This is a genomic window from Flavobacterium sp. KY-23415 (assembly GCF_055384985.1).
On sequence record NZ_AP044001.1, the window covers coordinates 3,755,976 to 3,769,693 of the forward strand.

Sequence of the window (13,718 nt, forward strand, 5' to 3'; positions counted from 1 at the left end):
TTTTGTAAAGGTTAATTCATTCGATCAAAGGGAGAAATCACATTAATAGTATGTGACTTCTCCCTTTGGTCAAAATGATAGAGTCACAGACTTTTTGCAATGAAACGAATCATTAATTGCTTTGAATATCTTAAATTTGATTTCAAACCAAATTAAATTTGATGCTTTTATATCGTTTTTTCAATAATTTTAAATATTTGCTATCTATTGGTTTTTTATTGATAGCACAACTTTTGTTTTCCCAAAATCCCAAAATAGACAGCTTAAAAATAGCACTGCAAAAGCATAAAGCTAAAGACACTGTTCGTGTAAATATGCTTAATCAATTAGCACTTCTGTCTTATAAAGAGAATCCCAAACAAGCCGTTTCCTATGCAGAAGCTTCTTTATTAATTGCAAATGCTATTCACTACAAAAAAGGAGGAGCAAAAAGTTGGCACCTGAAAGGTAAAGCAACATCTGTTTATTCCAATTATACAGACGGATTTCAGTATTATTCTGAAGCGTTACAATTATATGCAAAAATTGATTTTACGAGTGGTTTAGCCGAATGCTATAATGATATGGGAACATTTTTTTATTATGAGGGAAAATATAACGATGCAGTAAAATACTATTTAAAATCGATAACACATTATCAAACATTAGCGAATAGTCAAGGCGTATCTAGTAATCTACTTTTTATTGGATCGTCTTATCTTCAATTAGGAAATTATCCAAAGGCAGTTTCCTATTATGAAAAATCTTTAACAATTTGCAAACAAACAAATGATCAAAAAGGAATGTCACGTGCCTACAATAGTTTAGGAGCTGTTCATTCCTATCAAGCGAATTATCATTTAGCTCTAAAATATCATAATGAATCTTTATCTATCAATAAAGCGATCAAAGACACACTCAGCATGTCATTTTCACTAACTAATATTGGTGTAATTCACTTTAGTATTAAAAACTATGATAAAGCAATAAATTACTATAATGAGTCAATTAAATATCACAGAAAAAAAAGCAACAAACAAAGCACTGCTGAATTACTGAATAATTTAGGTTTAGCCTATAAAGAAAAAAAAGAGTTTAAAACGGCACTTGAAAAATTTAAAGAAGCTTTAGAAATTTTTAAGGAGCATAATATAAAAGCATACATTGGAATATGCTTAAACAACATTGGCGATATTTATTTTCAGCTGAACGATGTTGTAACAGCAAACTACTATTTTAAGGAAGCCATTAAAACGAATTTAGAGTTAGACAATGCATTGGGTTTGTGTAATTCTTATCTGGGTCTTGCAAAAGTTTATTTTAAGCAAAAAAAATATACTGATGCATTAACCAATGCCATGAAAAGTAAAGAAATATCCAAAAAGCTTAAACTTATCAATTATCAAAGTGAAGTGACACATTTATTATCTGCTATTTATAAGCAACTTGAAGATTATCCAAACGCACTAGAAAATCATGAGCAATATAAAATTTTAAGCGACAGTCTTTTAAATGAAGAAAATATTAAAAAAATTGCAGCAATAGAATATGAATACAAATACAAAAAAGAACTAGACGATGCTGAAAAAAGAGAAACAAAACTCACCAAAACTGTTGAAACAACTACAAAAGATTTAGAAAAATCGCAACGCAATTTATTACTAGGTATTATTAGTTTTTTAGTGATTGCTTTGGTATTGGGAAGTGTTATTTTCTACTTGAAGTTGAGAAATTCTAGAGCAAAAACCCAAAACATCATTACCGAACAAAAATTGTTGCGCACGCAAATGACACCGCATTTTATATTCAATTCGCTTTCAGTATTGCAAGGCATGATTTTGAATAAAGAAGAATCGAAATCGGTGAATTATTTGTCTAAGTTTTCAAAACTGTTGCGTATTACTTTGGAAAACTCAAGAGATAAAACGGTTTTGCTTTCGCAAGAATTAGAAGCTATTGAAAATTATTTGTCCTTGCAAAACATTGAGAACGAAAAGATTACTTTTCAATTAGATGTCGATAAGGCTATAGAAACCAATACTATGAAAGTGCCACCGATGCTCATTCAACCTTTTGTTGAAAATGCTATCGAACACGCTTTTAAAGAACAAAAAGAAGATTGTAAAATTGAAATAAAGCTTACTTTAGTAAATGCGAAATTAATTTGTGTCATTTTAGATAATGGAATGGGTATCGATTCTAGTGAACGAAATACCAATCAAAACAAAAAATCGTTGGCAACAAAAATTACAAAAGAACGTTTAGACTATTTGTCAAAAGATTTTAAAATGGAAAGTTCTATTAGCATTGAAGATAGAAGTAAGTTTAATGAAAAAGGAACACAAGTAACCATTCAAATCCCTTATAGTAAAACAGTATTATGAAATCAATAATAGTAGAAGATAAAGAATATATTAGAAAAGGATTATTAAATCTTCTTTCAATGATTGATGCCAATGTTGAGGTTATTGGTGAATGCGAATCGGTGCAAGAAGCAGTGATTGTTACCAAAACTTGTAAGCCAGAACTCGTATTTCTAGATATTAATTTAGCTGATGGTACTGCGTTTGACTTTTTAGATAAATTAGATGCTATTGATTTTAAAATTATATTCATTACCGCTTATGAAGAATATGCACTAAGAGCTTTAAAAATTGGAGCTGTAGATTACTTGCTAAAGCCTGTTGACATTGAAGAGTTAAAAATTGCCTTGCAAAAAATAGCAAAGCATACGGCAGAAGAACAGCAGGCTAAAATTGCTAAAACAAAACAAGTCTATAATAATGAAGGCAACCATATTATTTTATCTTTTCAGGACAGCTATCAAGTAATCAATTTAGACGAACTCATTTATTGCGAATCCGATAAAGGTTATACTACTTTTTATTGTAGTGATGGCAATAAACATTTGGTTTCAAAAACCCTTAAAGAATTTGAAGATCGCTTGTTAGCAGCCAATTTTCAGCGTCCGCATCAATCCTTCATGATAAATATGAAGTTTGTTGATAAATACGATAAATCGGGGACTATTTATTTAAAAAACGGTACAAAAATACCTGTTTCTAGTCGCAAAAAAGAAAGTTTTCTTTCTTCTTTATTCCATTGGAATAGGAAATAGTAAAATTTCCTAAATCAAATTTTTATTCACATTTAACGAATATCGATTGTAATGTATCAGATATTGGTTGGGTGTTTCTTGTTGTGTAAGTAACAGCTACTTTTGGTTAATATCATTTAAAAAATCACAACATGAAAAAACAATTACTTATTTTAATCGCTTTGAGTTATTCTACAATTGGACTATCTCAGGCATTTACAGTCGATTTTATTACTTATCAGGTAACATCTACAACAAACAACACCGTTAGTACTAACGATTATAATGTATCTGGAGGAACTTCAGTTGTAATTCCATCAACCGTGATAAATCCAAACACAAATATTTCTTATACTGTAACAGAAATTGGAACTTCATCTTTTAGTCAAGACAATCTAACAAGTGTAATTATTCCAACTAGTGTAACTAGCATTGGAAGTTTTGCTTTTACTAACAATACAAATTTGTCGAGTGCTCCATTACATAATGGAATTACTAGTATAGGTCAATATGCTTTTAATAATTGCGCTTTGACAAGTGTTACTATTCCAACAAGTATGACTTTGATTGAACAATGGACTTTTAATACTAATAACATAAGTAGTCTTATAATTCCAAACAATATAACATCTATAGGAAGTAATGCTTTTAGTTACAATCTCGATTTAATAAATGTACAATTGCATAATGGAATTACAAGCATTGGTCAATCTGCATTTTCCAATTGTGCATTAACTAGTATTAGTATCCCAACGGGTATTTCTTCTATTAATGCTTTTACATTTGCTTTTAATGATATTACTAGTGTTACAATTCCAAATAATGTAACTAATATTGGAAATAGTGCTTTTACTTCAAATAATTTAACAACTCTTACTTTATCAAATAATATTACAAGTATTGGTTCTCAAGCATTTATTGGTAATCAATTGAATACAGTTACCATTCCAGAAAATGTAACTTTTATAGGGAGTGGTGCTTTTCTTTCTAATCCATTAACAGATGTTTTTTCTGAAGCGATAACACCTCCTTCAATTACCACAGATCCTATAGGTCAATTTGATCAAGATTCTTTTGCACAAAATAGAGGTACCATTCATCTTCACATTCCACCTAGCACTAGTGGAGCATACGTTACAGATAGTGGTGCTTTATGGACTGGCTTTGCACCTGTAACTGAAGATGCTTTACTTAATTCTTCAACTTTTGAATTAGAAAACGATATTAAAATAATTGCAACTGAAAATAGTATTAAAGTGTTGGCAAGTAGCCAATTGCAATTAGAGCGTTATGCTATTTACAATTTATCTGGTCAAGAAATAACAAAAGGAAATGAAAGCGAAATAGCTACTATTTCCTATTCGAAAGGGATTTATATTCTAGTATTACACTTTGATAAAGGTTCGATTGCGAAAAAAGTTCTAATTGAATAAAACTAAATAATTATGAGAAAAATTAACATTGCAATTTTACTGTTATTTTTAAGCATATTCCTTATTTCTTGTGGAGGAGGAGCTTCAAAACAGGAAGCCACAGCTGCTGGTTTCACTACAATTGAAAATCAGATTAAAAACAAATTTGGAAACAATGCATACTATACCGATTTGTCTATTACCTATAATGAAGCCATTGGGAATATTCTTGGTGTAACCGTCACAGAAAACCCAGCGTCTTTAAAAATGGAGCAATGGAACCAAACACAAGACCATTGGAACCAAACGTCTGACGTTACTATTGAAATTCCAGAAGATACAAATGCTTCTGATTTTATGTTTCAATTGAACGAAACTATTAATTTGAAAAAATTGGGTGAATTAGTAGAAAAATCCAAAGCCCAGCTTACTAAAGAGAAAAATATTGAAGATTCTAAATTGCATATCGCTTTTATTAATTTTCCAGATAATGGAGATATTTCAAAAGCTTATTATGGAGTGAATTTAGAACCCAAGAATGGAGGAACAAGGTTTCGTTTTTCGTACACTTTAGATGGAGAATTAATTAAAATGGATTATTAAAATAATTAAAACTATAAATCAAATTACATGAAAAAAGTATTGCACACACTAGGCGTTTTTCTAATAGGGATTCACTCTATTTTAGCTCAAAGTTATGAAGCTTGTAATTTCTATCCGTTCTATGCTACAGATTATATTGTTTCGGGGAATTTCTCTCAAGATAACTCTAATGATAAAGTTATTAACGATGTTGTTATGCTACGATATAGCAATGTTATAAATCAATTTAAACTTTATACACTAACCAGTGATGGTAATGGCAATAGAACATTAAATGAAAACTACAACTTTTTTAATTATGACTTAGCCAATGTTAGTGGGAGAATGGTTAAAGGAGATTTTGACAACGATGGTCATATAGATGATTTTATATTAATAAATAAAACAGGTGCTTCTAGCATGCGTTTCGATTTGTTTAAAAGTAATGGAGCGTCTCAACCAGTATTTACTCAAAGTAGTGTCTATTCTCTTAATGGATATGATCCTGATAAAATAACGGGAAGAGTAGTTTCTGGTGATTTTGATGGGGACGGCAATTGGGATGACATAGCTGCTTTTTATGATTATGGAAATGGAGAAACTCGAATTCATGTATGGTTATGGACAGGAGCAACTTTTTCATATCAGTATTCTACAGGTTGGTGGAATAGTACAGGTTATACTGCTGGTAGAGTAACCGATCGTGTTGTTTCTGGTGATTTTGATAAAGATGGTAAGGTAGATGATATAGCAGCTTTTTATGATTATGGAGGAGGAGAAATTAGAATTCACGTATGGTTATCAACAGGATCAAGTTTCTGGTATCAAGGATCAAACGGATGGTATAAAAGTCACCCTAATGAAAATTTTATAGCTGAGAATATATCAAAACGCGTGCTCTCATTAAATATAGATAGGAGAGGAGAAAACTATGATGATATTGTTGCATTTTATAAAAGACCTATAAACAATGGAGTTACCCGCATGGAAGTTTGGACGTCGAATGGGACTTCTTTTGACAATGATGAAAATATACAACACATACCTAATTCAGATTGGCAACTTGATTTAAATCCAGACCAAATATCGGGTAAAATAGTTGAATATGATTCAAGAACCTCAGGTTTAACCCAAGGAAAGCCATCCGATATTATAGGGTTTAGTAACCAATTTTTTCCAACACGATACCATTTTTGGAAGTCAAATAAAACAATATCTAGTTATAAGATTGAATATTCTACACCTTATTATTGTGACTCAAAAAGTGCTAATAAAGCCGATTTTGATACAACGGAAGCGACGACAAACATTATTGCATATCCTAATCCAACAAAGGGTTTATTCACTCTTGAAGTACCTAATCATTGGTTAGCTACATCTACAGTAATTGAGATAAGAAACCTTTTAGGTGTAGTAGTTTATTCTAGTACAATAGATTCGTCTTTACAGAAGATTGATTTGTCTAATGAAGCCTCGGGCATATACTTATTAAAAATTAGTAATAGTGAGCAAACAGTGACCCAAAAAATCATTAAAGAATAAACAAACCTTTACAGCTGTGAGAAATTAGAAGTTGGGTTACAACGTGGATTTAAAAGTGTTACATTTGTAGCACTTTTTTTTTGACAAGCGTTGCACAAATTAAGGACTAATTCATTGCTCATAATGCGCTCCAAGTTTTTAGAACGAGAAAAAGAAAAACACAAAAAGACATGATTTCTAAATTTATTTGAAACAATACAATATCTACATATGAAAAATCTCAAAAAAATTGCGCTACTATTATTTTTAGGAAACGTGATTAGTTATGCACAAAAGAATAGCGTAGCAGCTTTTATTCCAAAAGGATATGTTTTACACGATACTATTTTTGGGGATTTAAATAAAGACAATCAAGAAGACTGCGTACTCATTATAAAAGGAACCGATGCAGAAAGTATTGTAAGCAACCGATTTGATGAAATTGTTGATCGCAACCGTAGAGGCATTATTATTCTATTTAATAACAAAAACAATTATCAAAAAATAACAGAAAATTTAGATTGTTTTTCTTCAGAGCATGAAGACGGAGGCGTTTATTTTGCTCCAGAACTTTATTTTGAAATAAAAAGAGGTAATCTAATAGTGCGTTATGGTCATGGAAGATATGGTTATTGGAGTTATACTTTTAGGTATCAAGAATCAAAATTTAAATTAATTGGTTATGACGAAACAAATGGAGGTGTAGTTATAAGGAATCAAACCAGCATTAATTTTTTAATCAAAAAGAAATTAGTTAGAGAAAACACCAATGAAGATGCAGAAGGAGGCGATGAGGTTTTTAAAGATACATGGAGTAAAATTAAAATAGATACATTGCTTGATCTTTCTCAAATTGAAGATTTTGACGAGTTAGATGTGGATTATTAAATCCAAATTAAGCATATCAATTCTATTAGATATAACATTGATAAAAAAAGTCGTTTTTAAAACGGCTTTTTTTATGTTTAAAAATCACCTTTTTTGGGTGAAAACTTGTGCTGTTAAATTATAGAAATTTGCCGAAACATAAATCACAAAAAAATGAGAAAAGCTTTACTTATTATCTCTCTAATTTTAGCAAATTTAAACATTGCTCAAAATGTAAATATTCCCGATACGAATTTTAAAAATGCACTATTGGCACATGGTGTAACAATTACAGGGCCTGGTATTTCAAAAATAGACACCAATGATGATGGAGAAATACAAGTTACTGAAGCATCAGCATATACGGGGCTTGTAAGTGTTGGTTCTAAAAACATTTCTAGTTTAACGGGTATTGAAGCTTTTGAGAATATTACAAAATTATATTGTAATTCTAATTCATTAACGAGTATAAATGTAACTCAAAATACGGCTCTAATATATTTATATTGTTATAATAATCAATTAACAAGTTTGGATGTTTCTCAAAATGTAGCTTTGACGGATTTAAGATGTAGTTCTAATTCATTAACGAGTATAAATGTAACTCAAAATACGTCTCTAATATATTTAAATTGTAATGATAATCAACTAACCAGTCTAGATGTAAGTCAAAATACGCAATTAACTGAGCTAACCTGTTATTCTAATCAACTAACTAGTTTAAATGTAACTCAGAATACAGCTTTAATACAACTAATTTGTTCTTCTAATCAGTTAACAAATTTAGATGTCACTCAAAATGTAACATTGTCTGTGCTTTACTGTGGGAGTAATCAACTAACCAGTCTAAATGTAAGTCAAAATACGCAATTAACTGAGCTAGCCTGTTATTCTAATCAACTAACTAGTTTAAATGTAACTCAGAATATAGTATTAGAATTTCTTAACTGTGATGAGAACCAATTAACAAGTTTAGATCTAAGTCAAAATACAGAATTAAATTCGGTTACCTGTGAAAATAACCAATTAACAAGTTTAGATCTAAATACAGCCATGACAATTTTATATTGTAACAATAATCAATTAACGAGTTTAGATATAACCCAATGCACAGGATTAATAAGGCTTTATTTATATTTTAATCAATTAACAAGTTTAGATATAAGTCAGAATGCTGCATTAACTACGCTTTGGTGTTATAATAATCAGTTGACTTATTTAAATGTAGCGAATGGAAGTAATAGTGATATTATCAGTTTTGATGCTACTAACAATCCTAATTTAACGTGTATTCAGATTGACAATGGCTTTACGCCGCCTTCAAGTGGCTGGTATAAAGATTCATGGGCTTCCTATAGTAACAATTGTGCTTTAAGTACAAATGATTTTGAACTTTCCAATCAAGTTGTAATTTATCCTAATCCAGTAAAAGATTTGTTAACTATTCAAAATCAAGACGCAATCTCTTTTAAAAACTACTCTGTTTTAGATATAAACGGAAGAGCATTAGTTAGTCAATCTAAAGCAATTCAAAACAATCAAATCAATCTTACGGGTTTAACTACTGGAGTTTATATGCTTCAATTAGAAACAGATAAAGGATTTGTAACCAAAAAAATTATAAAAGAATAATTCTTTTCCTTCAAAAGCCGATTTCGAATCGGCTTTTTTTATAAAAAAATCACCCATTTTGGGTGAAAACCTGTATTGCTATATTATAGAATTTTGCCGAAACATAAATCACAAAAAAATGAAAAAAACTTTACTTATTCTCTCTCTAATTTTAGCAAATTTAAGCATTGCTCAAAATGTAAATATTCCCGATACGAATTTTAAAAATGCACTATTGGCACATGGTGTAACAATAACAAGTTATGGTGTTTCTAAAATAGATACTAATGATGATGGAGAAATACAGGTGTCTGAAGCAAATGCTTATTCGGGAAAAATAAATGTTAGTTATAAGAATATTTCAGATTTAACAGGAATTGAAGCATTTATAAATCTAACTATTTTGTTTTGTAATAATAATCAATTAACAAATTTATCAGTCAATCAAAATATAGATTTAATAAGTTTGGAGTGTGGTTATAATTTACTAACCAATTTAGATGTTACGCTAAACAGTGCATTAACCAATTTAGGTTGTAATAATAATCAACTAGCTAATTTAGATATTACACAAAATACTAATTTGATTGGATTAAACTGTCAAACTAATTTAATTACAGCTTTAAATACTTCTCAAAATAGTAATTTAGAAAGTTTGCATTGCGGAAATGAATCTTTTACAGGTTTAAATGTTTCTCAAAATCTAAATTTAAAAAATTTATCGGTCTATGGTACTCCATTGACTACTATAGATGTTACCAATAATTTACTTTTAGAAGTATTATATGTGTCGAATAACGAGTTAACCAGTTTAAATGTGAGTAATCAACCAGCCCTAAGAACTTTGAATTGTTACAATAATCAATTAACAAGCTTAGACGTTACTAATAATAGTCAATTAACCTTTTTAGATTGTGGATTCAATATGATCTCAAATATAGATGTTAGTAATAATACTGCCCTTACTTATTTTGGATGTGCTTTTAATCAGCTTAGTGGTTTAGACATTTCACAAAATGTTTTGTTAGATTATTTGTATTGTAATGGTAATCAATTGACCAGTCTTGATGTAAGTGAATGTTCGAGTTTAGATTATTTATATTGTAATAATAATCAATTGACAAGTTTAGATGTAAGTAGTTGTGTTTCTTTAAAGTACTTTTATTGTCAAAATAATTATCTTACCTCTCTTAATATTGCAAATGGAAATAGTATTGGGATAGTTGGTTTTCAAGCAAATAACAATCTTACTTTATATTGTATTCAAATTAGTGGTTCAGGAGTTAGACCTGAGTGGATAAAAGATCAATGGGCTTCCTATAGTAACAATTGTGCTTTAGGTACAAATGATTTTGAACTTTCCAAACAAGTTGTAATTTATCCTAATCCAGTAAAAGATGTGTTAACTATTCAAAATCAAGACGCAATCTCTTTTAAAAACTACTCTGTTTTAGATATAAACGGAAGAGCATTAGTTAGTCAATCAAAAGCAATTGAAAATAATCAAATTGATCTTTCTGGTTTAACTACAGGAATTTATATGTTTCAATTAGAAACCGATAAAGGGTTTGTAACCAAAAAAATTATAAAAGAATAAATGGTATAAATCTTTATAGAAGTGAGAAATAAGACATTGATTTACATCTTTTTGTGTAGTCTTGTTTTTCAAACGTTAATTTAAAAGTGTTACACATGTAGCACTTTTTTTTTGGTATGAATTGTACTGATGAAGTACTAATTTAGTGATCATAATGCTTTCAAATTTACTCTAGAACTATCTTTTGAGGTTAAAAGAAGAAACTTTTGTAAACGGAGTGCAGTACTCTCATAATTGTAATAAAGCATTATATCTTTTGTATATTTTGATAAAGGGTATTAGAGTTTAATATCTTAAAATTATGTGATTTTTACTATAAATATTTGTTAAAGTAAGTTTTTTGGCATATAAATTGTTTTGTGAAAAGCAGTGTTAAACTATAAAAATTTAAAAAACATGAGTACAAAGAATCAAATTAGTATCGAAATTCCTCAAGCAGTAATTGATACGGTGACCCAAAAATTACAAGAATGCAAAACAGCTTTAGCTCCTTTCTTACAAGGACTTACCGCAGAAGAACGTGTATCGTTGTTTAAAATGGGAGACAAAACGGTTGCCACAGTGCAAAAAACAAAATCCTATGTAGAAACCAATCCAGAGTTTGTGCCTGCCTATATGGATAAAGCAGAATTTTTAAAAGACGAAGCCGTTGTTACTACCTTAAGCCCATTGACAAATTTAGCAGCACAACTCACATCAGATTTAAATGACACCATTATGCTAGCCGGTAGTGAAGCCTTACAAGCTTCGATGTTGTATTACGGACAAGTAAAAGAAGCCCAAAGCAAAGGAATTGTAACTGCAAAACCCATCTATGAAGATTTAAGCCAGCGTTTTGCGAAAAGAAGTAGAAAAGGAAATGTAAATAAATCGGAATAAGTTTTGTAATTTCTTAAAAATGAGACTCCAGCAATGGGGTCTTTTTTTGTTTAATACCTCAAACGCTCAAATTATAAGCTAAAAGAGATTATCGATAATCTAAAAGACTATAATTATAGTCTCTGACATTATAATTTGAACCTAAAAGCTATTAATTATTAGCTCAAAGACTATAATTAGAATCAAAAAGGTATTAATTATAAGGTAAAAGGGATTAATTAGAATGTTTTTGCTAGTATTTAAAACCTCTAAGGTATTAATTAGTATTTATGAGGTATTTTTTAAAATGTTTCTGTTGTTCTAGTAAATACTGGATGATGTTGATGGTATCAAAGATAAAATGTCATTACTTTCCAATACAGAAAATGACTTTTATTTATTTTAGTAGGTTTATATGTTTATAGTACTCCAATTAGTAAAATATTAATGTTTTTTCTAAAGCAAAAAACATTATCCATTTGGATAATCATTAATTATTTCTTTAAATTTTTCGATGAATAAATTTTTAGGAAATTGCTCTTGTGGATACCTAAAACTAATAGGAGACATTTGTTTCATTAAATTTCTATTAGTTGAATCTTCAAATTCTTCTAAAGTTTTTCCGTAAGATTTTCTAACTGTATTCATCTCTTTTAAGTGAATATCTATAAACTCCCTAAAATTATTATCATTTTTAGTAAAATAATCTAAACCAAAAATTATTGTATCAATATCAATGATTGTTAGAGGCTTAATATAATTTGAATCAAACTTATCTTTTAATTTATCTTTAATTAATTGCAAATACCATTGATTCAATATATAATTTACTCCAGGAATTTCCATAATTCTATCATTAATTAATAAAATTGGATAAATTGTTATATTATTTTTTCCATTTACAAAATCATCGTATTCAAAAATATTTTCGACTATTTGAGAAATTGAATTTACTAACTGACCAATACCAATCGGAATTCCTTTATTAGTTATTAAAAATTTTTCTTTTAGGACATTTAGTATTTTTTCTATATCTCCTGAACTTTTAACCTCTTTTTTAATTAAAACATCTTTGCTTTCAAATAGATAAATTCTTTTGTTATGTCTTAAATAATAATCAGGTTCATTTGGTTTATTTACATTTTCCTTTTTTTTAGCAAAATATTTTTTATTGAATAATCTATCCAATGCGTCTTTCATTAAAAATTCCTCTGAAAATTTAGCATTAAAGAAACTAAAAAAGGTTCTATCATTATCAGGCAGATTATTTTTTCTATTAAATGAATTTTTCAATATAAATCTGACACTTTTATAGAATTTATCTACAATAAAAAAGTGGTCAATAATAGAATATGTATCATCATCTAATTTATAAATAGGATATTGTTTTAAAGAGGTAAAGTCATCTTTAATTTCAATTTTATTCGATATTAATGAATTCAAAAAAAGTTTTGATTCTTCATCTTCAACGACAAATTTAAAACTGTTAGCAGTCTTTAATTGTAATAATTTTGAGAATAGATACTTAACATGTTTACTTAATTCATCTATTGAATCTACATTAAAATGTTTGTATAAATCTTCCTCTAAGTATTTATATTCATCAGTTGAGTTTAGAAATTTTATAAGTATTTCAAATCTCTCAATAGCACAAAAAACTAGTTTACCAAATTCATATATATTATCTTCAAATATTCCTAAATCAGATGTAGAGAAAGACATTGAAATCATCATTTGTGAAAGTTTTTCTCGATTATCAATATCTTCTGATGTAGTGAGTTTCTGTTTACTATTTATAAGTTTATTTATTAATAAAAATGATTTAAACAAATTTATTTCGTCTAAATCATCGTTTTTAGGATTATTGTTTTTATCTATCAAATTCTCCTTATTAGATAGTATTATTTCAGCTAATTTTAGGCTTCCTTCTCTCGATACTACTTCAGGTTTTCCTTTAATTTTATTTTCGAAACAATATTTACTAACTCTATTAATAATATCTTTCTTTAAATTTTCATTTGCGATGAAATTATCAAAATTTGGTTGTGGATATGTATTAGTAAAACCAATAATATTTAATAGAGCATCTTTAGTAGCCAATTTCAAATGCTCAATAATCTCTTTTGCGTTTTCATTAGGGAATACATGCTCAAATTCAAGCCTTAGTTTATTTGTAAATTTCATCAATCTTAAA

General features: G+C 28.7%; 10 protein-coding genes. 9 read left to right on the forward strand and 1 reads right to left on the reverse strand.

Translation table 11 applies throughout. The annotated features are described in order from the left end of the window. The first annotated feature begins 161 nt into the window (after positions 1–161). The 9 genes from ACZ49Z_RS16415 to ACZ49Z_RS16455 all read left to right on the forward strand — a co-directional run bounded on the left by ACZ49Z_RS16415 (position 162) and on the right by ACZ49Z_RS16455 (position 11,545). Positions 162–2,363 carry a tetratricopeptide repeat protein gene (locus ACZ49Z_RS16415; RefSeq protein ID WP_464305385.1) on the forward strand — a complete coding sequence of 734 codons (2,202 nt, stop codon included), beginning with the start codon at positions 162–164 and terminating at the stop codon, positions 2,361–2,363. Continuing rightward, positions 2,360–3,097, forward strand: coding sequence for a LytR/AlgR family response regulator transcription factor (locus tag ACZ49Z_RS16420; RefSeq protein WP_464305386.1), 738 nt, complete (start codon positions 2,360–2,362; stop codon positions 3,095–3,097). Before ACZ49Z_RS16415 ends, ACZ49Z_RS16420 begins: the two co-directional genes overlap by 4 nt. Before the next feature lie 131 nt (positions 3,098–3,228). Then, positions 3,229–4,509, forward strand: coding sequence for a leucine-rich repeat domain-containing protein (locus ACZ49Z_RS16425; protein ID WP_464305387.1), 1,281 nt, complete (start codon positions 3,229–3,231; stop codon positions 4,507–4,509). A 12-nt stretch (positions 4,510–4,521) separates the two neighbouring features. Beyond that, positions 4,522–5,091 carry a hypothetical protein gene (locus ACZ49Z_RS16430; RefSeq protein ID WP_464305388.1) on the forward strand — a complete coding sequence of 190 codons (570 nt, stop codon included), beginning with the start codon at positions 4,522–4,524 and terminating at the stop codon, positions 5,089–5,091. Between the two features lie 27 nt (positions 5,092–5,118). Beyond that, positions 5,119–6,612, forward strand: a complete 1,494-nt coding sequence (locus ACZ49Z_RS16435) for a T9SS type A sorting domain-containing protein (RefSeq protein WP_464305389.1) — start codon at positions 5,119–5,121, stop codon at positions 6,610–6,612. Between the two features lie 210 nt (positions 6,613–6,822). Next, positions 6,823–7,479 (forward strand): hypothetical protein, encoded by a 657-nt coding sequence (locus ACZ49Z_RS16440; protein ID WP_464305390.1) that lies wholly within the window; start codon positions 6,823–6,825, stop codon positions 7,477–7,479. A 153-nt stretch (positions 7,480–7,632) separates the two neighbouring features. Continuing rightward, positions 7,633–9,090, forward strand: a complete 1,458-nt coding sequence (locus tag ACZ49Z_RS16445; RefSeq protein ID WP_464305391.1) for a T9SS type A sorting domain-containing protein — start codon at positions 7,633–7,635, stop codon at positions 9,088–9,090. Positions 9,091–9,208: 118 nt separating this feature from the next. Continuing rightward, positions 9,209–10,666 (forward strand): T9SS type A sorting domain-containing protein, encoded by a 1,458-nt coding sequence (locus ACZ49Z_RS16450; protein WP_464305392.1) that lies wholly within the window; start codon positions 9,209–9,211, stop codon positions 10,664–10,666. Positions 10,667–11,062: 396 nt separating this feature from the next. Beyond that, positions 11,063–11,545 (forward strand): hypothetical protein, encoded by a 483-nt coding sequence (locus ACZ49Z_RS16455; RefSeq protein ID WP_464305393.1) that lies wholly within the window; start codon positions 11,063–11,065, stop codon positions 11,543–11,545. A gap of 450 nt (positions 11,546–11,995) precedes the next feature. On the opposite strand, the gene ACZ49Z_RS16460 is transcribed toward ACZ49Z_RS16455, so the two are convergent. After that, entirely contained in the window at positions 11,996–13,708 is a 1,713-nt protein-coding gene (locus ACZ49Z_RS16460; RefSeq protein ID WP_464305394.1) for a hypothetical protein, read from the reverse strand. Between the last annotated feature and the right edge of the window lie 10 nt (positions 13,709–13,718).

Coding starts and splice junctions, on each gene's coding strand:
- ACZ49Z_RS16415 (WP_464305385.1), top strand. CDS start 162: ATGCTTTTATATCGTTTTTTCAATAATTTTAAATATTTGCTATCTATT.
- ACZ49Z_RS16420 (WP_464305386.1), top strand. CDS start 2,360: ATGAAATCAATAATAGTAGAAGATAAAGAATATATTAGAAAAGGATTA.
- ACZ49Z_RS16425 (WP_464305387.1), top strand. CDS start 3,229: ATGAAAAAACAATTACTTATTTTAATCGCTTTGAGTTATTCTACAATT.
- ACZ49Z_RS16430 (WP_464305388.1), top strand. CDS start 4,522: ATGAGAAAAATTAACATTGCAATTTTACTGTTATTTTTAAGCATATTC.
- ACZ49Z_RS16435 (WP_464305389.1), top strand. CDS start 5,119: ATGAAAAAAGTATTGCACACACTAGGCGTTTTTCTAATAGGGATTCAC.
- ACZ49Z_RS16440 (WP_464305390.1), top strand. CDS start 6,823: ATGAAAAATCTCAAAAAAATTGCGCTACTATTATTTTTAGGAAACGTG.
- ACZ49Z_RS16445 (WP_464305391.1), top strand. CDS start 7,633: ATGAGAAAAGCTTTACTTATTATCTCTCTAATTTTAGCAAATTTAAAC.
- ACZ49Z_RS16450 (WP_464305392.1), top strand. CDS start 9,209: ATGAAAAAAACTTTACTTATTCTCTCTCTAATTTTAGCAAATTTAAGC.
- ACZ49Z_RS16455 (WP_464305393.1), top strand. CDS start 11,063: ATGAGTACAAAGAATCAAATTAGTATCGAAATTCCTCAAGCAGTAATT.
- ACZ49Z_RS16460 (WP_464305394.1), bottom strand. CDS start 13,708: ATGAAATTTACAAATAAACTAAGGCTTGAATTTGAGCATGTATTCCCT.